The organism is Streptomyces nitrosporeus, from assembly GCF_008704555.1.
Classification (GTDB): domain Bacteria; phylum Actinomycetota; class Actinomycetes; order Streptomycetales; family Streptomycetaceae; genus Streptomyces; species Streptomyces nitrosporeus.
Genome location: NZ_CP023702.1, coordinates 5,213,217 through 5,234,494, shown reverse-complemented (window position 1 = coordinate 5,234,494; position 21,278 = coordinate 5,213,217). Strand labels below are relative to the sequence as shown.

Sequence of the window (21,278 nt, the reverse complement as noted above, 5' to 3'; positions counted from 1 at the left end):
GCCCGGGCGGCGGAACGCCAGGTCGGTCCTACCGGCGGGGCTGGGCGTCCAGCACCTGCTGGAGCGCCTCGAACTCCTCGACGCACTTGCCGGAACCGAGGGCCACCGAGTCCAGCGGGTCCTCGGCGATGTGGATGGGCATGCCCGTCTCGTTGCGGAGCCGCTCGTCCAGGCCGCGCAGCAGTGCGCCGCCGCCGGTGAGGACGATGCCGCGGTCCATGATGTCACCGGAGAGCTCCGGCGGGCACTTGTCCAGGGTGGTCTTCACGGCGTCGACGATCGCGTTGACCGGCTCCTCGATCGCCTTGCGGACCTCGCCGGCCGAGATGACCACGGTCTTGGGCAGCCCGGAGACCAGGTCGCGGCCGCGGATCTCGGTGTGCTCGTCCTTGTCGAGGTCGAACGCCGAGCCGATGGTGATCTTGATCTGTTCGGCGGTGCGCTCGCCGAGGAGGAGGGAGTACTCCTTCTTGACGTGCTGGATGATCGCGTTGTCCAGTTCGTCACCGGCGACCCGGATCGACTGGGCAGTGACGATTCCGCCGAGCGAGATCACCGCGACCTCGGTCGTGCCCCCGCCGATGTCGACGACCATGTTGCCGGTGGCCTCGTGGACCGGCAGCCCGGAGCCGATGGCGGCGGCCATCGGCTCCTCGATGATGTGCACCTGGCGTGCGCCCGCCTGCGTCGACGCCTCGATGACGGCGCGCCGCTCGACCCCGGTGATGCCGGAGGGCACGCAGACGACGACCCGCGGGCGGGCCAGGTAGCGGCGCTTGTGGATCTTGAGGATGAAATAGCGGAGCATCCGCTCCGTGATCTCGAAGTCGGCGATCACGCCGTCCTTCAGCGGGCGCACGGCAACGATGTTGCCCGGGGTGCGCCCGATCATCTTCTTGGCCTCGGAGCCGACCGCGAGAATTCCGCCGGTGTTGGTGTTGATGGCCACGACGGACGGCTCGTTCAGGACGATGCCGCGCCCCCTGACGTACACCAGCGTGTTGGCAGTCCCGAGGTCGATAGCCATGTCACGGCCGATGAACGACATTGAGTTCCCCTTGTTCCCCATGAGGATGCGTCGGGCCTTCCCAGGAAGCGGAAAAATGGCTTGTTCCAGGTAGGCGAGGTGGGCGCTGCGGGCGTGGAGGCTTCCATCGTAGTGCCGTACGGACGGACACAGCGCGAGGGTCCTTCGCCTTTGCGGGTGGAACAGTAGCCCGTTCCACCCATGGTGACGTTACGTCGGGGGGATGCGTTCCCGCGATACGTGGCCCTATGCCGAAGGGCGACCGAATTACTTCGGTCGCCCCAGGCCCTGAGCGCTGTTTGGCCGAGCGGAAGTCAGGAAAGCCCCGGGAAGAAGAGCTTGAGTTCCCGCTCCGCGGACTCCTCCGAGTCCGAGGCGTGGATGAGGTTCTCCCGGGTGATCGTGCCGAAGTCGCCACGGATGGAACCGGGCGCGGCGGCGATCGGGTCGGTGGGGCCGGCGAGGGCGCGGACGCCCTCGATGACCCGCTCGCCCTCGGCCACCAGGGCCACCACGGGACCGGAGGACATGAACTCGACGAGCGGCTCGTAGAAGGGCCGGCCCTTGTGCTCGCCGTAGTGCTGCTCCAGGGTCTCCTGGTCCAGGGTCCGCAGCTCCAGCGCGGTGATCGTCCAGTTGGCCTTGCGCTCGATACGGCCGACGATCTCGCCGATCAGCCCGCGCCGGACGGCGTCGGGCTTCAGAAGGACGAGGGTGCGCTGCGTCATGTGCGGCTCCTTGCGGACGTGGTGGTGCGTGTGAGGGCCCTGAGATTACAGGGGTACGGGGACGGCCCGGTGACCGGGTTACGCTGCGTCATGCTCAGGCGTGAGCCTGTGGGCTCTCCTGGGCCTCCGCCATCGCCGCCCAGCGGGCCTTCGCCTCGTCGATCTTCCGGCCGTAGTGGACGGACGCCCACCACAGGGCGGCGAAGGCGACCCCGAGGATGTACATCATCGGGACGAAGAAACCGCTGAGGATCAGCGCGATCTGGAGCGCCCACCCGAGCTGGACGCCGCCGGGCCGGGTGATCACACCGCAGAACAGCACGGACAGCAGCATGCCGATCCCGCAGACGGTCCAGACCGTGCCCATGGCCAGGTCGTCGGACTTCATCGCGACGAGCCCGGCGAAGCCGATCACGAAGAACTCGCTGATCAGCGTCGAGGCGCAGAGCGTACGCACAGGTCAGTGCCTTCCCAGGAGGAGCCGGGCCTCGCCGACCGTGATCACGGAACCGGTCACCAGGACTCCGGCGCCCGCGTACTCCGCCTCTTCCTCGGCGAGGGTGATCGCCGCCTCCAGCGCGTCGTCGAGACGGGGTTCGACCTGCACCCGGTCCTGGCCGAAGACCTCGACGGCGACCGCGGCCAGCTCGTCGGCGTCCATGGCCCGGGAGCTGGAGTTCCGGGTGACGACCACCTCGGCGAAGATCGGCTCGAAGGCTTCGAGGAGACCCCGCACGTCCTTGCCCTCGCTGGCGCCGACGACCCCGATGAGCCGGGAGAAGCTGAACGCCTCGGTGATGCCCTCGGCGGTGGCACGGGCCCCGGCCGGGTTGTGGGCCGCGTCCAGGACGACGGTCGGGCTGGACCGCACGACCTCCAGCCGGCCCGGGGAGAGCACCGAGAGGAACGCCTTGCGGACCGCTTCGGCGTCGAGGGTGCGGGCCTGCTCCTTGCCGATCCCGAAGAACGCCTCGACCGCGGCGAGGGCGACCGCGGCGTTGTGCGCCTGGTGGGCGCCGTAGAGCGGGAGGAAGACGTCCTCGTACTCGCCCCCGAGGCCGCGGAGCGTCAGCAGCTGGCCGCCGACGGCGACCTCACGGGAGACGACGCCGAACTCCATGCCCTCACGGGCCACCGTGGCGTCGGCCTCGACGGCCTTCTTCAGGAGTACCTGGGCGGCCTCGACGGGCTGCTGGGCCAGGATCACCGTGGCGCCCGGCTTGATCACACCGGACTTCTCGCCGGCGATCTCGGCGGGGGTGGTCCCCAGGCGGTCCGTGTGGTCCAGGGCGATGGGCGTGACCACGGCGACCGAGCCGTCGATGACGTTGGTCGCGTCCCAGGTGCCGCCCATGCCGACCTCGACGACGGCGACGTCGACGGGGGCGTCGGCGAACGCCGCGTACGCCATGCCCGTCATCACCTCGAAGAAGGACAGGCGGTAGGGCTGCCGGCTGTCGACCATCTCGACGTAGGGCTTGATCTCCTCGTACGTCTCGATGAAGCGCTCGGCGGAGACGGGGGCGCCGTCCAGGCTGATCCGCTCGGTGATCGACTGGACGTGCGGGGAGGTGTAGCGGCCGGTACGCAGGTCGAGGGCGCCGAACAGGGCCTCGATCATGCGGGCGGTGCTGGTCTTGCCGTTCGTCCCCGTGATGTGGACCGAGGGGTAGGCGCGCTGCGGCTCGCCGAGCACGTCCATCAGGGCCGCGATGCGGGTCACCGAGGGTTCCAGCTTGGTCTCGCCCCAGCGGCCGGCGAGCTCCTCCTCCACGGCGCGCAGCGCCCGGTCGGTCTCCGGGTCCGCGGGGCGGGCCGGGACCGCTTCGCTCTGGGGCGGGCCGGACTGCGTACGCAGCGTACGGCTGCCGGCCTCGATCACCGCCAGGTCGGGGTCGCGCTGGGTCGCTTCGTCGACGATCTCCTCGAAGGTGCCGTCGGAGTCTGACGCGTCGTGCCGGTCTGAAGGGCGGGGCTCACTCACAGGGCCAGTCTACGGATGGGCACGGACAACACGCGCAGCGCCCGGTGCGTGGCCCGCCCGGGCACACCGCCGCGCGTCCCGGCGCCCCGCCCGGACACGGCGGAACCCCCGCGGACCCGGTCGGTCGGGTACGCGGGGGCTCCGTCACCAGAGGATCAGCTCTGCGGCAGGTTCGCCAGCTGGGCGGTGATCCGCTCGATGTCGGCCTCGGCCTTGGCCAGCCTGGTCCGGATCTTGTCGACCACCTGGTCCGGGGCCTTGGCCAGGAACGCCTCGTTGCCCAGCTTCCCGACCGCCTGGGCCTTCTCCTTCTCGGCGGCGCCCAGGTCCTTGGTGAGCCGCTTGCGCTCGGCGGCGACGTCGATCGTGCCGGACAGGTCGAGGGCGACCGTGGCACCGGCGACCGGCAGGGAGGCGGTGGCGGCGAAGCCCTCGCCCTCCGGCTGGAGGCGCAGGAGCTGGCGGATGGCGGCCTCGTGCGGGGCGAGCGCCGTGCCGCCGAGCTCCAGCCGGGCGGGGACCTTCTGCCCCGGCTGCAGGCCCTGGTCCGAGCGGAAGCGGCGGACCTCGGTGACGACCTGCTGGACCAGCTCGATCTCGCGCTCGGCGGCCTCGTCGCGGAAGCCGGAGTCCTTCGGCCATTCCGCGATGACGACCGATTCGCGGCCCGTCAGCGTGGTCCACAGGGTGTCGGTGACGAACGGGACGATCGGGTGGAGCAGGCGCAGGGTGACGTCGAGGACCTCGCCCAGGACGCGGGCCGAGACCTTGGCCTGCTCGCCGCCGTCGAAGAACGTCGTCTTCGACAGCTCGACGTACCAGTCGAAGACCTCGTCCCACGCGAAGTGGTAGAGGGCGTCGGCCAGCTTGGCGAACTGGTAGTCGTCGTAGTAGGCGTCCGCCTCGGCGACGACCTTGTTCAGGCGCGACAGGATCCAGCGGTCGGCGGCCGTCATCTCGGAGGTGTCCGGGAGCGGGCCGTCGACCGTCGCGCCGTTCATCATCGCGAAGCGGGTCGCGTTCCAGATCTTGTTGGCGAAGTTCCGGGACGCCTGGACCCAGTCCTCGCCGATCGGGACGTCGACGCCCGGGTTGGCGCCCTTGGCCAGGGTGAAGCGCAGGGCGTCGGAGCCGTACTTGTCCATCCAGTCCAGCGGGTTGACCGTGTTCCCGAACGACTTCGACATCTTCTTGCCGAACTCGTCGCGGACCATCCCGTGGAACGCGATCGTGCGGAACGGCGGCTGCCCGTCCATCGCGTACAGGCCGAACATCATCATCCGGGCGACCCAGAAGAACATCAGGTCGTAGCCGGTGACCAGGACGGAGTTCGGGTAGAACTTCTCCACGTCCGGTGTCCGCTCCGGCCATCCGAGCGTGGAGAACGGCCACAGGCCGGACGAGAACCACGTGTCGAGGACGTCGGTGTCCTGCGTCCAGCCCTCGCCCGTGGGCGCCTCGTCGTCGGGGCCGACGCAGACCAGCTCACCGTCCGGGCCGTGCCAGACGGGGATGCGGTGGCCCCACCACAGCTGGCGCGAGATGCACCAGTCGTTGAGGTTGTCGACCCAGTCGAAGTACCGCTGCGACATCTCGGCCGGGTGGATGTCGACCCGGCCGTCGCGGACCGCGTCGCCGGCGGCCTTGGCCAGCGTCTCGACCTTGACCCACCACTGCATCGAGAGGCGGGGCTCCAGCGTCGTCTTGCAGCGCGAGCAGTGGCCGACGGAGTGGACGTACGGGCGCTTCTCGGCGACGATCCGGCCCTCGGCACGCAGTGCGGCGACGATCGCGGAGCGGGCCTCGAAGCGGTCCAGGCCCTCGAAGGGACCGTGGGCGGTGATCACGCCGCGCTCGTCGAGGACCTCGATGGACTCCAGGTCGTGGCGCTGGCCGATGGCGAAGTCGTTGGGGTCGTGCGCCGGGGTCACCTTGACTGCGCCGGTGCCGAACTCGGGGTCGACGTGGGTGTCGGCGACGACCGGGATCGTACGGTCGGTCAACGGCAGCTTGATCCGCTTGCCGATCAGGTGGGCGTAGCGCTCGTCGTCGGGGTGGACGGCGACAGCGGTGTCACCGAGCATCGTCTCCGCGCGGGTGGTGGCGACGACGATGGAGTCCTCGCCCTCGCCGTACTTCATGGAGACGAGCTCGCCGTCGTCGTCCTGGTAGTCGACCTCGATGTCGGAGATGGCCGTCAGACAGCGCGGGCACCAGTTGATGATGCGCTCGGCGCGGTAGATCAGACCGTCGTCGAACATCTTCTTGAAGACGGTCTGGACGGCCCGGGACAGCCCCTCGTCCATGGTGAAGCGGTCCCGGCTCCACGCCAGGCCCTCACCGAGGCGCCGCATCTGGCCGGCGATCTGCCCGCCGGACTCGGCCTTCCACTCCCAGACCCGCTCGACGAAGGCTTCGCGGCCCAGGTCGTGGCGGGACTTGCCCTCCTTGGCGAGCTCGCGCTCGACGACGTTCTGGGTGGCGATGCCGGCGTGGTCCATACCGGGCTGCCACAGCGTCTCGTACCCCTGCATGCGCTTGCGGCGGGTGAGGGCGTCGATCAGCGTGTGCTCGAAGGCGTGGCCCAGGTGGAGCGAGCCGGTGACGTTGGGCGGGGGGATGACGATCGTGTACGGGGGCTTCTCGCTCGTCGCGTCGGCCTCGAAGTAACCGCGCTCGACCCAGCGTTCGTACAGCTTGCCCTCTACCTCGGCCGGCGCGTACTGGGTCGGGAGTTCGGGGGTGCTGGCTGTCTGCTGCGTCGCGTTCTCGGTCACGGAGACAGTTTAGGGCCGTCACAGTCCTGCACTGAAACGGGATTGTTCAGTAACGGTGTGCCGTGCGATACCCCATGTCAGGGCGTCGTCCGTCAGGATGTCGATAACGCACAAGCATTCTGGAGGGGACAGCCCAATGAGCTACAACCAGCCGGGCCCGTACGGCGGCCCGCCGCCCCAGGGTCAGCCCGGACCCTACGGCCAGCAGCCGGGTCCGTACGGCCAGCAGCCCGGCCCGTACGGCGGCCCGCCGCCGCAGGGTCCCCCGCAGCCCGGTTACGGCTACCCGCAGCAGGCTCCCCAGGGCGTCCCCCCGCAGCAGCAGCCCCCGCAGCCCGGGTACGGCTACCCGCAGCAGGGCCAGCAGCCCGGTCCGTACGGCCAGCAGCCGCCCACGCCCCCGTACGGCGGCCAGCAGGCCTACGGCGGGATGCCGCCCGAGGCGCCGAAGAAGAAGACCGGCCTGATCATCGGAGCGGCCGTGGTGGCCGTCGCGCTGGTCGCGGGCGGCGTGTACTTCTTCACCTCGGGCGGGGGCGGCGGTGACGTGGCGTCCGACACCAAGGGGTACAAGCTGACGCCGGCGGCCTCCGTGGACGACTACAAGAAGTCGGGCGACGGCGGCGGCAAGTCGGGGCCGCTGACGGGCGAGGAGAAGGCCAAGTCCGAGGCGATGGGCGTCAAGTCCCCGAACGAGGTCGGCGCGGAGTACGAGAGCGGCGACATGGCCAAGAACCCGCTGACCGCCAAGGCGCTCATGCTGAAGGGCGTCTGGGGCGAGATCGCGGATCCCGCGAAGACGCTCGACGGCGCCTTCGCGGGCGCCAAGCTGGAGATGGAGAAGGAGGAGGACAGCGACGTCTCGCTCGTCGGCTCCCCCGAGGCCGTCGAGCCCGCCGGGTTCGAGGGCGCGCTCATGAAGTGCCAGACCTTCAAGGTGGTCAACGAGGAGGCCGACGGCACCGTGCAGGGCGGTCCCAAGGAGATCCTCACCCCGGTCTGCATCTGGGCCGACCACAGCACGGTCGGCATCGTCATCGGTATCGACGTCGGCGCGGCCATGACCAACAAGGCCATGCCGACGGCGGATGTCGCGGCGCTCGCGGCCAAGCTGTACAACACCTCGCGCACCAAGGTCTGACGGCGGGAGCCGAAAGGGGCGCCCCGCCGGTTCCTCCGGCGGGGCGCCCCTTTCGTGTGCGCGCGGGCGCGGTGCCGCTACGCGGACTTCTCGTGGCGGCCGCCGTCGTTCTTGCCGATGGTGCGGGGCTCGCGCGGGACCAGCGTCGGGTTGACGTTGTCGCGGACGACGTCGGGGGTGATGACCACGCGGGCCACGTCCTTGCGGGACGGGACCTCGTACATCACGGACTGGAGGACTTCCTCCATGATGGCGCGCAGCCCACGGGCGCCGGTCTGGCGCAGGATCGCCTGGTCGGCGATGGCCTCAAGCGCCTCGCGCTCGAAGTCCAGCTCCACGCCGTCGAGTTCGAACAGCCGCTGGTACTGCTTCACCAGGGCGTTGCGCGGCTCGATGAGGATCTGGAGCAGGGCCTCGCGGTCCAGGTTGTGGACCGAGGTCAGCACGGGGAGGCGGCCGATGAACTCGGGGATCATCCCGAACTTCACCAGGTCCTCCGGCATGACCTCCTGGAACTGGTCGCTGGCCTGGATCTCCCGCTTGGAGCGGATCGTCGCGCCGAAGCCGATGCCCTTGGCGCCGGCCCGCGACTCGATGATCTTCTCCAGACCGGAGAACGCGCCGCCCACGATGAACAGCACGTTCGTCGTGTCGATCTGGATGAACTCCTGGTGCGGGTGCTTGCGTCCGCCCTGCGGCGGTACGGAGGCGGTGGTCCCCTCCAGGATCTTCAGCAGGGCCTGCTGGACGCCCTCGCCGGAGACGTCGCGGGTGATCGACGGGTTCTCGCTCTTGCGGGCGACCTTGTCGATCTCGTCGATGTAGATGATCCCGGTCTCGGCCTTCTTGACGTCGTAGTCCGCGGCCTGGATCAGCTTCAGCAGGATGTTCTCGACGTCCTCGCCGACATAGCCGGCCTCCGTCAGCGCCGTCGCGTCGGCGATGGCGAACGGGACGTTGAGCATGCGGGCCAGCGTCTGCGCGAGGAGCGTCTTGCCGGAGCCGGTGGGGCCCAGCAGCAGGATGTTGGACTTGGCGAGCTCGATCGCGTCGTCACGGCCCTGCGCGCCGCCGTTCTCGCCGGCCTGGACCCGCTTGTAGTGGTTGTACACAGCGACCGAGAGGGCCTTCTTCGCGGGCTCCTGCCCGACGACGTACCCCTCGAGGAACTCGTAGATCTCGCGCGGCTTGGGGAGCTCCTCCCACCGCACTTCGGAGCTCTCGGCGAGCTCTTCCTCGATGATCTCGTTGCAGAGATCGATGCACTCGTCGCAGATGTACACACCGGGTCCCGCGATGAGCTTCTTCACCTGCTTCTGGCTCTTTCCGCAGAACGAGCACTTGAGCAGGTCGCCGCCATCACCGATGCGTGCCACGAGGTGCTTCCCCTTCGCCTGGGAGCAGCCTGGTTCAGCGGCTCCTGGTGCCTCTATCCGACGGTACCTTGCCTTGCCCCCCGTTCGGGCCCCCCTTGGCACGGTTCACACGGCCGTGGCCGTGCGAGCGGAGCGTGCCAAGGGGAAAGGCCGACGTCAGACGGCCGCTCCGGCCGTGGTCTTGCGCGTGGAGACGATCTGGTCGACCAGACCGTAGGCGAGCGCGTCCTCCGCGGTGAGGATCTTGTCGCGCTCGATGTCCTCGCGGATCTTCTCCAGCGGGGTGGTGGAGTGCTTGGCCAGCATCTCCTCCAGCTGGGTGCGCATGCGCAGGATCTCGTTGGCGGCGATCTCCAGGTCGGAGAGCTGCTCGCGGCCGGTCTGGGAGGACGGCTGGTGGATCAGGACGCGCGCGTGCGGCAGGGCCATGCGCTTGCCCGGGGTGCCGGCGGCGAGCAGGATCGCGGCGGCGGAGGCCGCCTGGCCCATGCAGACCGTCTGGATGTCCGGCTTCACGAACTGCATCGTGTCGTAGATCGCGGTGAGCGCGGTGAACGAGCCGCCGGGGCTGTTGATGTAGATGGAGATGTCGCGGTCCGGGTCCATCGACTCCAGGCACAGCAGCTGCGCCATGACGTCGTTGGCCGAGGCGTCGTCGATCTGGACGCCGAGGAAGATCACGCGCTCCTCGAAGAGCTTCGCGTACGGGTCGTACTCACGCACACCCTGCGAGGTGCGCTCCACGAAGCGCGGGACGACGTAGCGGTTGTCCACCTGCGGGCCGGTGTAGAGGCCGCTCGCGGAGGCGCCGGGGAAGTTGTTCATGTGGGTGTTCACCATCCTGGTGGCGTTCAAGGGGCTGGGGTCTCGGCGTACGAGAGGCGTACGAGAGGGTGCGGTGCGGTGCCGGTCCGGGTGTCCGGATCAGGCGCCGGTGCCGCCACCGCCCGGGATGCCCGAGGCGACCGTGATGATCTCGTCGATGAGGCCGTAGTCCTTGGCCTCCTCGGCGGTGTACCAGCGGTCGCGGTCGCCGTCACGGATGATCGTTTCCACGGTCTGGCCGGAGTGGTGGGCGGTGATCTCCGCCATCCGCTGCTTGGTGCGGAGCAGGTACTGGGCCTGGATCTTGATGTCCGAGGCCGTACCGCCGATACCGGCCGAACCCTGGTGCATGAGGATGTCGGTGTTGGGGAGCGCGAAGCGCTTGCCCGCCGTGCCGCCGGTGAGCAGGAACTGGCCCATCGAGGCGGCCATGCCCATACCGATGGTGACCACGTCGTTCGGGATGTACTGCATGGTGTCGTAGACCGCCATGCCGGCCGTCACCGAACCGCCGGGGCTGTTGATGTAGAGGTAGATGTCCTTGTCGGGGTCGGCGGCAAGGAGCAGAAGCTGCGCGGTGATCTTGTTGGCGATGTCATCGTCGACCTGCTGGCCGAGGAAGATGATGCGCTCGCCGAGCAGCCGGCTGTAGACCTGGTCACCGAGGCCTCCACCGAGGGACGGCTCTCCGGCGGCGTAGGGCATCAGATTCGTCACGTATCCACCTGCTCGTCTCTGACGGCTCCGGCCGTCTCAGCGTCTTCGTACCGGGTGGGCCGGGACTACCCGACCCTTCCTCTTCATGGACCCTAACGCGCAGGTGGGACAACGCCATCCCGCTTCCCCAACTGTTCGCTGGGAGCGCAAGGTGAGCAGTGGGCACAAGGGTTCCGGGCCCCGGGGGCCCGTCCGGGCCGGTCCGCCGGGCCGGGGCCGGGCGCCCGGCAGTCCGCCCGGGCGCGGCGGCGGCCGCACCCGGGTACGACGACGGGCCCCGGACGTCATGCGCCCGGGGCCCGCCGGAAGTGGTTCAGCTCCGACCGGGCGAGCCGGTCGGGGCGATCCTCAGGCCTCGTTCTTCTCGTCGGCCTTCTCGACGGCCTCGGCCTCGGACTTCTCGTCCTCGGCGGCCTCGGTGGCGGTCTCTTCCTCGTCGTCCTCGAGGTCGACGACCTCACCGTTGGTGTCGACGACCTTGGCGGCCTCGACCACGACGGCGAGCGCCTTGCCGCGGGCGACCTCGCCGACGAGCATCGGCACCTGGCCGCCTTCGACGACGGCCTGGGCGAACTGGTCGGGGCTCATGCCGGAGGACTGCGCGCGCCGCAGGAGGTGCTCGGTGAGCTCCTCCTGGTTGACGTTCAGCTTCTCCTTGTTGACGAGCTCGTCGAGGATGAACTGGGTCTTGATGCCCTTGACGGCCTGCTCGGAGGTCTCGGCCTCGAACTCCTCGAGCGTCTTGCCCTGGATCTCCAGGTACTTGTCGAGGGTCAGGCCCATCTGGCCGAGCTGGTGGTGCTCCAGGTTGTGCTTGCGGGTCTGGACCTCGTCCGCGAGGAGCTTCTCGGGGATCGGGACCTCGGCCAGCTTCAGCAGCTCTTCCAGGACGCGCTCCTGGGCCTGGGTGGCCTGCTCGTACTGCTTGCTCTCCTCAAGGCGCTTGCGGCTGTCCTCGCGGAGCTCGGCGAGCGTGTCGAACTCGCTGGCCATCTGGGCGAACTCGTCGTCCAGCTCGGGCAGTTCGCGGGCGGAGACGGCGGTGACCTTGACGGTGACCTCCGCTTCCTTGCCCTCGGCGGAGCCGCCCTTCAGCTCGGAGGTGAAGGTGGCCTCGCCACCGGCCTCCAGGCCGGTCACGGCCTCGTCGATGCCGTCGAGGAGCTCACCGGAGCCGATGGTGTAGGAGACGTCGGACGCGACGCCGTCCTCCAGGACCTCGCCGTCGACCTTGGCCTCGAGGTCGATCGTCACGACGTCGCCCTCGGCGGCGGCGCGCTCGACCGGGTTGGTGGAGCCGAAGCGGCCACGGAGCTGCTCCACGGCCTTGTCGACGTCCTCGTCGGTGACCTCGACGGCGTCGACGGTGACCTCGATGCCGGAGTAGTCCGGGATCTCGATCTCGGGGCGGACGTCCACCTCGGCGGTGAAGGCCAGCAGCTCGCCGTCCTTCAGCTCGGTGATGTCGACCTCGGGCTGGCCCAGGACGTTGAGCTCACCCTCGTTGACCGCGTCGGTGTAGAACTTCGGAAGGGCGTCGTTGACGGCCTCCTCCAGCACAGCACCGCGGCCGAACCGCTGGTCGATGACCCGGGCCGGGATCTTGCCCTTGCGGAAGCCCTTCACCGTGACCTGCTGGTTGATCTTCTTGTACGCCGCGTCGAGGCTGTCCTTGAGCTCCTCGAAGGGCACCTCGATGCTGAGCCGAACCCGGGTCGGGTTCAGGGTCTCCACGGCGCTCTTCACGGTTCGGTCTCCTTGTGGCTGACATCTTGGGGTTCTGCTGGGCCGCCCATCGGCGGCTTCGCGGATCGAGCCCGGTACATCAGACACACGGGCACGCAATTTGCATAGTAACGGCAAGCGGGATGACTCCCACAACGCGATCTTGCCCGGTGATCTGGCTGGTGGTCGGGGTGGCCGGATTCGAACCGACGACCTTCCGCTCCCAAAGCGGACGCGCTACCAAGCTGCGCCACACCCCGTCGGTGCGACACGTAGGGTACATGGCCGCACGCGGTCCGCCGGACGCTTTACGGGGGCCGGGCCGCCGGGCGGTTCACGGGGGCGGTCGCGGGGCACGCCGATACGGGTGTGCGCGCACCTTCCCCGACCCGCTACGATGCTTCACGTACCGAGGTCCACGGACCCGCGGTGCGGCACATGCGGGCGTAGCTCAATGGTAGAGCCCTAGTCTTCCAAACTAGCTACGCGGGTTCGATTCCCGTCGCCCGCTCCAACCGACAGGGCCAGGCCCGGGGTTCGCCCCGGTCCTGGCCCTGTCGCGTTGTCCGGACGCGCTGTCGGGGCGGCGCGGATACGGCGCGGGCATGGGTGCGGCGCGGGCATGGGTACGGCCCGCGCGCCGCCCGCCCGGGGCCTCACGGGCAGGCCGGCGGGCGCGCGGGGCGGACCGGCGGGCGGGTACGGGGACCGGCGGGCGCGGACGGACCGGCGGGCGGGGCCGCGGGTCAGAAGCTGATCTGGTTGATCGTCTCGGCTATCGAGTTCATGAACCTGTTGATGGACGGCGCTATGCCGGTCGACGCCAGGAAGAACCCGAAGAGCACGGCGACGGCCGCGGGGCCGCCCTTGAGCGATCCGCCGCGGATCAGCACCACCATGACGATCCCCAGTAGAAGCACCACAGACAGTGAAATGGCCACGACTGATCACACCCTCGGTCGGTCCGCCTTGCCGGCCCGGCGGTGTGCGGCCGAGCACACCCCCGTCGCCACCATCGTGCCACCAACTCCCGCCGCCCCGCTGTCGGGTGACGGGCCGACCAGACAGGTTCGCGCCATCCTTGCGCCCCGTGCGCCCGGGGTATGCACCGGCGCACGGGGCGCACGCCCGGCCCCCGATCATCCGGGCCCCGCATGCGGGGCCTCGGGACCACCCGGGTCCCCCGGGGTGGCGCGCGGGAGGGCGCGCGCTTTTCTGTGTGCCCGCTGTGTGCGAAGCGTTTCGAATATCGATCGATGCAACCGTTTCCATATCCCCACACTTCATTCACAGGTAATTGCCAGGAATCCGTGTGGCGAAATCAACTCCCCAACTTCCCGCCGATATGCCCTGTTTAAGGGGTATCAATCACCTCATAACGGACGAGAGGTGTTGGTTTCATTTCCGAATGAGCGGGAACACGCGAGAACTCTCAGGAGTTTTACGCATGCCGATCGACGGGTCTAAGGTGCCTTAAATGTTCAGTGCTCCGAGCGCATTTCAGAGGGCCCCCGTCCCGCCGGAAACCCGGGAGTCGGAGCCCAGACACCCCCAGCCCGCCGCGACCGCCGCGGTCGCCGCCCGGACCTCCACGGGGACCGCACCGGACCGCGCCACCGCTCCTGCCGCCGCTCCCGCTCCCGCCAAGCAGCGCGACGCCTGGTTCGACAATGTGAAGTACCTCGCGATCGTGCTCGTCGCCGTGGCCCACGCCTGGGAACCGGTGATGGAGGGCAGCCGCGCCACACGGGCGCTGTACATGGTCGTCTACTCGTTCCACATGCCGGCCTTCATCCTCGTCTCCGGCTACTTCTCACGTTCGTTCGACATGAGTCCGGGCCGGGTCAAGCGCCTGGTCAGCGGCGTCGTCGTGCCGTATGTGCTCTTCGAGACGGCGTACTCCCTGTTCAGGCGGTACGCCGGGGGCGTGGGCGACACCCCCGTCACCCTGCTCGATCCGCTGTTCCTCACCTGGTTCCTGATCGCCCTGTTCATCTGGCGGGTGACCACTCCGCTGTGGCGCTCGCTGCGCCACCCGGTGCCCGTCGCCCTGACCGTCGCCGTCCTCGCGTCGGTGACGCCGGGGATCGGTGACGATCTGGACCTTCAGCGTGTCCTGCAGTTCCTGCCGTTCTTCGTGCTCGGGCTCGTGCTCGAACCGAGGCACTTCGAACTGGTCCGGCGCCGCGAGGTGCGGGCGGTGGCCGTGCCGCTGTTCGCGGGGGCGCTGCTCCTCGCGTACTGGGCGGCGCCGCGCATGCAGCTGGGCTGGTTCTACCGGAGCAGCAGCGCCCAGGAGCTGGGTGCGCCGTGGTGGTCGGGGGCCGTGATGTCCCTGGTGATGTTCGTGTGCGGGCTGGCCCTCACGGTCGGCTTCCTGTCCCTGGTGCCGCGCCGGCCCATGTGGTTCACGGTGCTGGGCGCCGGGACGATCTGCGGTTATCTGCTGCACGGCTTCCTCGTCAAGGGCGCCGGTTACCTCGGCCTGTTCGACGACCACGCGTGGCTCTCGGAGCCGGCCGGGCTGGTCGTCGTCTCGCTCGTCGCGGCGGTCGCGGTGACCCTGATGTGCACCCCGCCGGTGCGGCGGGCGCTGCGCTTCGCCACCGAGCCGGACCTGGACTGGGCGTTCCGGCGCCGGCCCGCCGGACGCTGAGCCCACGCCGGTACCCGGGCGCCCCGGTCACGGGGGCCCGGGTACCGGCGTGTCCGGGTACCGGCGTGTCCGGCTCCTGGGGCGCCACCCGTCCCGCCCGGCCCCTGACCGCCCCGGCCCTGTCCGGATCGCTCCGGTCCCGGTCCGCCCCGGGACGTCCGGGCCCCGAGGGCTCCAGGGGTTGGCCGGATTGTGCTGTTCGACCGGCCCTCAGCCCCCCGTCAGCCCCAGCAACCCCCGCACCTGCGCATACTTCGCCGTCAGACGGGTACGGACCGCCGGATCCAGGGCCGCGAGCCGGCCGGGGTCCGTGTTGTGCGCCAGGTCCGCCTCCTTGATCAGCAGAGCGCCCGGTGTGGCGAGAATCCGCCCGGTGTACGCGGCGAGGTCCTCACCGGGCCGCTTGGTGACGGCGAGGACCATCTCCTTCACCCGCTCCGGCAGTGCCGCCTCGTCCAGCCACCGCCGGGAGAGCGCGTGGTCCTCGACGGCGTCGTGCAGCCAGGCGGCGGCGATCTGCTCGTCGCTGCCGCCACGGGCCCGGACGCCCTCGGCGACCGCCGCCAGATGTCCGGCATAGGGGCGGCCCGCCTTGTCGCGCTGGTCACGGTGGGCCTCGCGGGCGATCGCCTCGACCTCGGCCAGGGTCAGATACGTGGGCATACGCCGACCGTACGTCCGAAACCTCGCCCCCAGCAGGGCAGTTGCCTTTATTTCGGCAGGTACAGACTTGCCCAGTCAATCGTTCGGTAAACTAATTACTGACGAATCCTTGACGCGCTCTTGACCGAAGTAAGGATCAGACTCATCGGACACGCAGACACGCTCATCGCCATGGGAGGCGCCTTCCTGGCCGCCGCCGTCCTCGCCCGCGTCGGCGGCCGTATCGGACTGCCGACCATCCCCTTGTTCATCCTGGCCGGGATCCTGCTCGGCCCGCACACCCCCGGGGCCGTCATCGTCGACGACCCGCACGAGCTGGAGATGCTCTCCGCGCTCGGCCTCGTCCTGCTGCTCTTCTACCTGGGGCTGGAGTTCCACCTCGACGACCTCAAGGCCGGCGGGCGCAAGATGGTGCTCGCCGGCACCGTCTACCTCGTCCTCAACGTCGGCGCCGGGCTCGGGTTCGGCTTCGTGCTGGGCTGGGGCACCTCGGAGGCGCTGGTGATGGCCGGCGTCATCGGCATCTCGTCCTCGGCGATCGTCACCAAGATCCTGGTCGACCTGAAACGCCTGGGCAGCCCGGAGACCAAGCCGATCCTGGGCATCATCGTCATCGACGACATCTTCCTGGCCCTCTACCTCGCCGCCCTGCAGCCGGTCCTGTCCCGGTCCGACGGCATGGGCGCGGCGCTCATGGACGGCGGCAAGGCGTTCGCCTTCCTGCTCCTGCTCGCCCTGGCCGCCCGTTTCGGCACCAGGGTCATCAGCAAGCTGATCCACACACGGGACGACGAACTCCTGGTCATCTCCTTCCTGGGAGCGGCTGTCCTCGTCGCCGGCGTCTCCGACCTGTTCGGCGTCGCGGACGCGATCGGCGCCTTCATGGTGGGTCTGATGCTCGGCAGCACGACCTCCGCCAAGCGGATCCTCAAGCTGGTCCATCCGCTGCGGGACGCCTTCGGCGCGATCTTCTTCTTCGCGTTCGGCCTGTCGATCGACCCCGGTGACCTCCCGAGCGTGGCCTGGCCGGTGCTGGCCGCCGTGGTCCTGACCGTGGCGATGAACGTGCTCTCCGGCATGTTCTCCGCACGGGTGTACGGCTTCGGCCCGCTGGCCGCGTCGAACATCTCCACCACCCTCATGGCCCGGGGCGAGTTCGCGCTCATCCTCGCCACCATGGCGGCGGGCGCCGGGCTGGACGAGCGGCTCTCGCCGTTCATCGCCGGGTACGTGCTCCTGCTCGCGGTGCTGTCCCCGCTGGCCGCCGGGCGCCCCCACCTGCTGGCGCGGTTCCTTCCCGGGGGACGCGGGGCCGGGGACCGTGAGGCCGAGAAGACCGCGGTGCCTGTCTGACGGGGTGTCCGGAGGGGGCCGCCGGACGGCCGCTCCCTCCGGGCGCTCTCGTTCGAGTGATGACAGGCGTCATGTTGACACCGTTGCCGTTTGCGCCGTTTCGTACGGTTCAGCCGCGCCGGGACAGCAGAAGCAGCGCGCGGTCGTCGTTGACGTCCTTGGCGCATGCCTCGATGAGGCGCCAGGCGGCCCCCTCGAAGCCGGTGGCGACATGGCGGTCCGCCTCGCCCGTCAGCCGGTCGATCCCCTCGGAGAGGTCCTGTTCGGAGGTCTCCACCAGGCCGTCCGTGAAGAGCAGCAGGACGTCGCCGGGGGCCAGCGAGCCCTTCACCGCGTCGAACTCGGCGCCGTCGTACACGCCGAGGAGGGGGCCTTCGGCCGCCTTCTCCTCCCACCGGCCGCTGCCCGCGTGCAGCTGGAGGGCCGGGGGGTGCCCGGCCGAGAGGATCTCGTAGTCGCCCGTCTCCAGGTCCAGCACGAGGTGGATGGAGGTGGCGAAGCCCTCGTCCCAGTCCTGGCGCAGCAGATAGCCGTTGGCGGCGGGCAGGAAGCCGTGCGGCGGCAGCGAGCCCAGCAGCCCGCCGAAGGCGCCGGAGAGCAGCAGCGCGCGGGAGGCCGCGTCCATGCCCTTGCCGGAGACGTCGGTGAGGACGGCTTCCAGGGTCCGGCCGCCGTTGGTGCGGGCCGCGACGACGAAGTCGCCGGAGAAGGACTGGCCGCCGGCCGGGCGCAGCGCCATCTCGCGGTGCCAGCCCTGGGGCAGTCGCGGCAGAGCGCTCTGGACCCGGATGCGTTCGCGCAGGTCGAAGAGCATGGTGCCGCCGCGTCTCCAGGGGACCCCGACCCTCGCCCGGAACTGGGCGAGCACCAGGCCGAAGAAGCCGCAGGCCGCGACGGTCAGGACCGTACCGGGCGTGACGGCGGCGGGTACCTCCAGGTAGGGGCCGAGGTTGACCGACTCGACGATCAGCGCGGCGGCCGCGGCGGCGTACAGGCCGAGCAGGCTGGCCGGCCGCAGCAGGAGCCCGCCGACCACGATCGGCAGCGCCAGAGCGGCCGGTGAGAACCAGACGGGGTTGAGCAGGGTGGCACAGGTGATGACGGGGAGGAGCGCCATCAGCCCGGCCAGGGCTATCCAGTCGGAGCCGTCGCCGCGGAAGTAGTCGACCCCGGAGCGGCGCAGCGCGAGGCGCGCCCGGTGCATCCTTCTTCGCCACCGGACCGGGTATGCGTCTGCTCCTGCGCGTCGGGCCATTGCCGGGACCTTATCCACCTGGGGGCCTCCGGCGCAGAGGGGGCCCACGACAAGTTGCCCGAAACCGGTTCGACCGTGTGCCGGAGCCGCTGGTATGCAGGGCATATGACTACAGAACTGCGGGTGCCCCCGGCCTCGGAATGGGACGCCTGGTTCACCTGCGTCGAACTGGCCTTCGGTGGCGTCCCGACCGCGCCGGAGTCCCGGGAGATGTACGACGCGCTGGCCCGGCCGGACCGGGCGATCGGCCACTGGGACGGTTCGGCCTGGGTGGGCACGGCCGGCGCCCACGCCTTCCGGATGTCCGTGCCCGGCGGGGCCGCCGTGCCGGCCGCCGGGGTCACCATGGTGGGCGTCGCGGCCACGCACCGCAGGCAGGGTCTGCTGAGATCGATGATGCGGCGTCAGCTGGAGGACGTCCGCGCGTGGGGCGAGCCGCTTGCCGTGCTGACGGCGTCGGAGCCCTCCATCTACGGCCGGTTCGGCTACGGCGCGGCCACCGGGGAGCTGAACCTGCGGATCGACAGCTCCCGGGTGGGGCTCTCGCTGCCCCCGGGCACGGAGGAGGTCCGGATACGTTACGCGTCGCCGGCCGGGGCGCTGGACGCCTGCGAGGCGGTGTACGCGCGTCTGGCGGCGGGCCGCCCCGGCACCCCGCTGCGGCAGCCCGGATGGGAGCGGCTGCCGGTGAACGACCCGGAAGGCGGACGGGCGGGCGGCTCCCCTCTCCAGTGCGTCCTGGCGGAGCGGGACGGCGAGGTCACCGGGTACGCCACCTTCCACGTCCGGCCCTCCTGGGACGGGCCCCGCCCGCAGGGCACGGTCGCGGTGCGGGATCTCGCGGCGCTGGACCCGGCCTCGTACGCGGCGCTGTGGCGTTTCCTCTTCGGCATCGACCTGACGTCGGTGGTCGAGTGCCGCAACCGTCCCGTGGACGACGCGGTACTGCGGCTGGTCTCGGACGTGCGGCGCTGCGAGGTACGGGTCTGGGACGGGCTGTACGTCCGGCTGGTGGACCTTCCGGCGGCGCTGGAGGCACGGCGCTACCGGGCGCCGGTGGACGTGGTGCTGGAGGTGGAGGACGGCTTCTGCCCGTGGAACGCGGGGCGCTGGCGGCTGACGGCCGACGAGAAGGGCGCGGCCTCCTGCCGGCGGTCCGAGGACCCCGCCGATCTGTCCGTGTCGGTACGGGAGTTGGGCGCGGCCTATCTGGGCGGGGTGTCGCTGACCACGCTGGCGGCGGCCGGGCTGGTCGGGGAGCACCGGCCGGGCGCGGTGGCACAGGCGTCCCTGGCCTTCTCCTGGGACGTCGAACCGTGGTGCCCGCACGGGTTCTGACCCCGGCTCGGGCCGCCCCCGTCACCGGCCCGCCTCGCCGGGCCCTCCGCGTCACCGGCACTCCGCGTCAGGCCCTCCTCGCCACCTGTCTTCCCCGACAGGCCGCCCCCGTCACCGGGCCTCCCCGTCACCGGCCCGACGCGGAGGGCTGGCAGGTGGGGCACCAGAAGAGGTTGCGGGCGGCGAGGTCCGCGGTGCGCACCGGTGTACCGCAGACATGGCAGGCCTGCCGGGCCCGCCGGTAGACGTAGACCTCGCCGCCGTGGTCGTCGACGCGCGGCGGGCGGCCCATGGCCTCGGGGGTGTGCGCGGGGCGGACGGTGTCGATGCGGTTGGCGCGTACGCCCTCGCGCATCAGCGCGCCCAGGTCCTCCCAGATCGCGTCCCATGCGGCCCGGGTGAGGTCCTTGCCGGGGAGGTAGGGGTCGATGCCGTGCCGGAAGAGGACCTCGGCGCGGTAGACGTTGCCGACGCCCGCGACGACCTTCTGGTCCATCAGCAGGGCGGCCACGGTGACCCGGCTGCGGGAGATCCGCCGCCAGGCCCGCTCACCGTCCTCGTCGCCGCGCAGCGGGTCGGGGCCGAGCCGGCCGTGTATCGCGCTCTTCTCGGCTCCGGTGATCAGGGCGCAGGTGGTGGGGCCGCGCAGGTCGGCGTAGTCATGGGCGCCGACGAGCCGCAGCCGGACCGTGTCGGTGGGCGGGGGCGCCGGGACCGTGCCGAAGCCCAGCTTGCCGAAGAGGCCGAGGTGGATGTGGATCCAGTCCTGGTCCTCACCGGTGCCGAACCCCAGGAAGAGGTGTTTGCCGTGGGCGTCGGTGCCGGTGAGGGTCCGGCCGTCGAGCAGGGCGGCGCTCGCGGCGAACTTGCCCTGCGGGCTGCTCACGCGTACCGGGCGGCCCGCGAACCGGGAGCGGTGGTCCTCGGCGAGGCGGTGGATCGTATGCCCTTCGGGCACGGCGGATCTCCTCGGTGGTGCCGGTGCGGTGGTGCCGCCCGGGAGAAACGGCCGTGCCGCCGCGCCCGGGGGCACGGCGGCACGGTGAGGCGGGGGCGGTGCGGGGCCGTCAGCCCTGCTGCGGGTGGTGGGCCGGGACCGGCGGGAGCTCGCCGGTGGTCTCGTACGCCGACAGCATCTCGATGCGGCGGGTGTGGCGCTCCTCCCCGGAGTACGGGGTGGTGAGGAAGATCTCGACGAACTTGGTGGACTCCTCCACCGAGTGCATCCGGCCGCCGATGGCCACCACGTTGGCGTCGTTGTGCTCCCGGCCGAGCGCGGCGGTCTGCTCGCTCCAGGCCAGTGCGGCGCGGACGCCCTTCACCTTGTTCGCGGCGATCTGCTCGCCGTTGCCCGAGCCGCCGATGACGATCCCGAGGCTGTCCTTGTCCGCGGCCGTCCGCTCGGCGGCACGGAGGCAGAAGGGCGGGTAGTCGTCCTGGGCGTCGTAGATGTGGGGGCCGCAGTCGACGGCCTCGTGGCCGTGAGCGGTGAGCCACTCGACGAGGTGGTTCTTGAGTTCGTAGCCGGCATGGTCCGAGCCGAGGTACACGCGCATGCGTGAAGTGTGGCACGGACCGGACGGGGTAGCCGTCAGCGGGGTCGGACGCCCCTGGTGCGGTACGGGGCCCGCGGCGCCGCCCCCGCCAGGCGCGGGGGCGGCGCCGTTCCGGCGACGGCCGGGTCCGGCGTCCGGAGCCGGTGGTGCCGCCTCC

The 21,278-nt window shown here is 70.4% G+C and carries 18 protein-coding genes and 2 tRNA genes; 5 read left to right on the top strand and 15 right to left on the bottom strand.

The window, feature by feature from the left end:
* Positions 1-28: 28 nt before the first annotated feature.
* The 5 genes from CP967_RS23135 to CP967_RS23115 all read right to left on the bottom strand — a co-directional run bounded on the left by CP967_RS23135 (position 29) and on the right by CP967_RS23115 (position 6,516).
* Entirely contained in the window at positions 29-1,048 is a 1,020-nt protein-coding gene (locus tag CP967_RS23135) for a rod shape-determining protein (RefSeq protein WP_150489807.1), read from the bottom strand.
* A 293-nt stretch (positions 1,049-1,341) separates the two neighbouring features.
* Positions 1,342-1,755: a nucleoside-diphosphate kinase gene (gene ndk, locus CP967_RS23130; RefSeq protein ID WP_150489805.1), complete on the bottom strand. Its 414-nt coding sequence runs from the start codon at positions 1,753-1,755 to the stop codon at positions 1,342-1,344.
* Positions 1,756-1,849: 94 nt separating this feature from the next.
* Positions 1,850-2,212 (bottom strand): DUF4233 domain-containing protein, encoded by a 363-nt coding sequence (locus CP967_RS23125; protein WP_150489804.1) that lies wholly within the window; start codon positions 2,210-2,212, stop codon positions 1,850-1,852.
* A 3-nt stretch (positions 2,213-2,215) separates the two neighbouring features.
* Complete coding sequence (folC, locus tag CP967_RS23120) at positions 2,216-3,739, bottom strand: bifunctional tetrahydrofolate synthase/dihydrofolate synthase (protein ID WP_150489803.1); 1,524 nt, start codon at positions 3,737-3,739, stop codon at positions 2,216-2,218.
* Positions 3,740-3,894: 155 nt separating this feature from the next.
* Positions 3,895-6,516, bottom strand: coding sequence for a valine--tRNA ligase (locus CP967_RS23115; RefSeq protein WP_150489802.1), 2,622 nt, complete (start codon positions 6,514-6,516; stop codon positions 3,895-3,897).
* A 136-nt stretch (positions 6,517-6,652) separates the two neighbouring features.
* Here CP967_RS23115 and CP967_RS23110 point away from each other — a divergent pair, with 136 nt between their 5' ends.
* Positions 6,653-7,657 (top strand): hypothetical protein, encoded by a 1,005-nt coding sequence (locus CP967_RS23110; protein ID WP_150489801.1) that lies wholly within the window; start codon positions 6,653-6,655, stop codon positions 7,655-7,657.
* Between the two features lie 77 nt (positions 7,658-7,734).
* Here the strand turns inward: CP967_RS23110 and clpX are convergent, their stop codons facing one another.
* From clpX to CP967_RS23085, 5 genes are all read right to left on the bottom strand, one after another.
* Entirely contained in the window at positions 7,735-9,033 is a 1,299-nt protein-coding gene (clpX, locus tag CP967_RS23105; RefSeq protein ID WP_150489800.1) for an ATP-dependent Clp protease ATP-binding subunit ClpX, read from the bottom strand.
* Positions 9,034-9,189: 156 nt separating this feature from the next.
* Entirely contained in the window at positions 9,190-9,873 is a 684-nt protein-coding gene (locus CP967_RS23100) for an ATP-dependent Clp protease proteolytic subunit (protein ID WP_150492000.1), read from the bottom strand.
* Positions 9,874-9,957: 84 nt separating this feature from the next.
* Positions 9,958-10,563 (bottom strand): ATP-dependent Clp protease proteolytic subunit, encoded by a 606-nt coding sequence (locus CP967_RS23095; protein ID WP_167535515.1) that lies wholly within the window; start codon positions 10,561-10,563, stop codon positions 9,958-9,960.
* Between the two features lie 360 nt (positions 10,564-10,923).
* Entirely contained in the window at positions 10,924-12,321 is a 1,398-nt protein-coding gene (tig, locus tag CP967_RS23090; protein WP_150489798.1) for a trigger factor, read from the bottom strand.
* A 162-nt stretch (positions 12,322-12,483) separates the two neighbouring features.
* A tRNA-Pro gene (locus CP967_RS23085) sits at positions 12,484-12,560 on the bottom strand.
* A gap of 180 nt (positions 12,561-12,740) precedes the next feature.
* On the opposite strand from CP967_RS23085, the gene CP967_RS23080 reads away from it, so the two are divergent.
* Positions 12,741-12,814 (top strand) — tRNA-Gly (locus CP967_RS23080).
* 232 nt (positions 12,815-13,046) lie between these two features.
* Here CP967_RS23080 and CP967_RS23075 read toward each other — a convergent pair.
* Entirely contained in the window at positions 13,047-13,241 is a 195-nt protein-coding gene (locus CP967_RS23075) for a hypothetical protein (RefSeq protein WP_150489797.1), read from the bottom strand.
* A 536-nt stretch (positions 13,242-13,777) separates the two neighbouring features.
* Between CP967_RS23075 and CP967_RS23070 the strand changes: the two genes are divergently transcribed.
* Positions 13,778-14,956: an acyltransferase family protein gene (locus CP967_RS23070; RefSeq protein ID WP_150489796.1), complete on the top strand. Its 1,179-nt coding sequence runs from the start codon at positions 13,778-13,780 to the stop codon at positions 14,954-14,956.
* Positions 14,957-15,166: 210 nt separating this feature from the next.
* Here the strand turns inward: CP967_RS23070 and CP967_RS23065 are convergent, their stop codons facing one another.
* Complete coding sequence (locus CP967_RS23065; protein WP_150489795.1) at positions 15,167-15,619, bottom strand: HD domain-containing protein; 453 nt, start codon at positions 15,617-15,619, stop codon at positions 15,167-15,169.
* A gap of 171 nt (positions 15,620-15,790) precedes the next feature.
* Here CP967_RS23065 and CP967_RS23060 point away from each other — a divergent pair, with 171 nt between their 5' ends.
* Positions 15,791-16,972: a cation:proton antiporter gene (locus CP967_RS23060; protein WP_150489794.1), complete on the top strand. Its 1,182-nt coding sequence runs from the start codon at positions 15,791-15,793 to the stop codon at positions 16,970-16,972.
* A 109-nt stretch (positions 16,973-17,081) separates the two neighbouring features.
* Here the strand turns inward: CP967_RS23060 and CP967_RS23055 are convergent, their stop codons facing one another.
* Complete coding sequence (locus CP967_RS23055; RefSeq protein ID WP_150489793.1) at positions 17,082-18,227, bottom strand: PP2C family protein-serine/threonine phosphatase; 1,146 nt, start codon at positions 18,225-18,227, stop codon at positions 17,082-17,084.
* Positions 18,228-18,332: 105 nt separating this feature from the next.
* On the opposite strand from CP967_RS23055, the gene CP967_RS23050 reads away from it, so the two are divergent.
* A complete protein-coding gene (locus tag CP967_RS23050; RefSeq protein WP_150489792.1) occupies positions 18,333-19,565 on the top strand; it encodes a GNAT family N-acetyltransferase in 1,233 nt (410 codons plus the stop codon).
* A gap of 127 nt (positions 19,566-19,692) precedes the next feature.
* Here the strand turns inward: CP967_RS23050 and CP967_RS23045 are convergent, their stop codons facing one another.
* Complete coding sequence (locus tag CP967_RS23045) at positions 19,693-20,523, bottom strand: Fpg/Nei family DNA glycosylase (RefSeq protein WP_150489791.1); 831 nt, start codon at positions 20,521-20,523, stop codon at positions 19,693-19,695.
* Positions 20,524-20,632: 109 nt separating this feature from the next.
* Complete coding sequence (locus CP967_RS23040; protein ID WP_150489790.1) at positions 20,633-21,121, bottom strand: ribose-5-phosphate isomerase; 489 nt, start codon at positions 21,119-21,121, stop codon at positions 20,633-20,635.
* Positions 21,122-21,278: the final 157 nt, after the last annotated feature.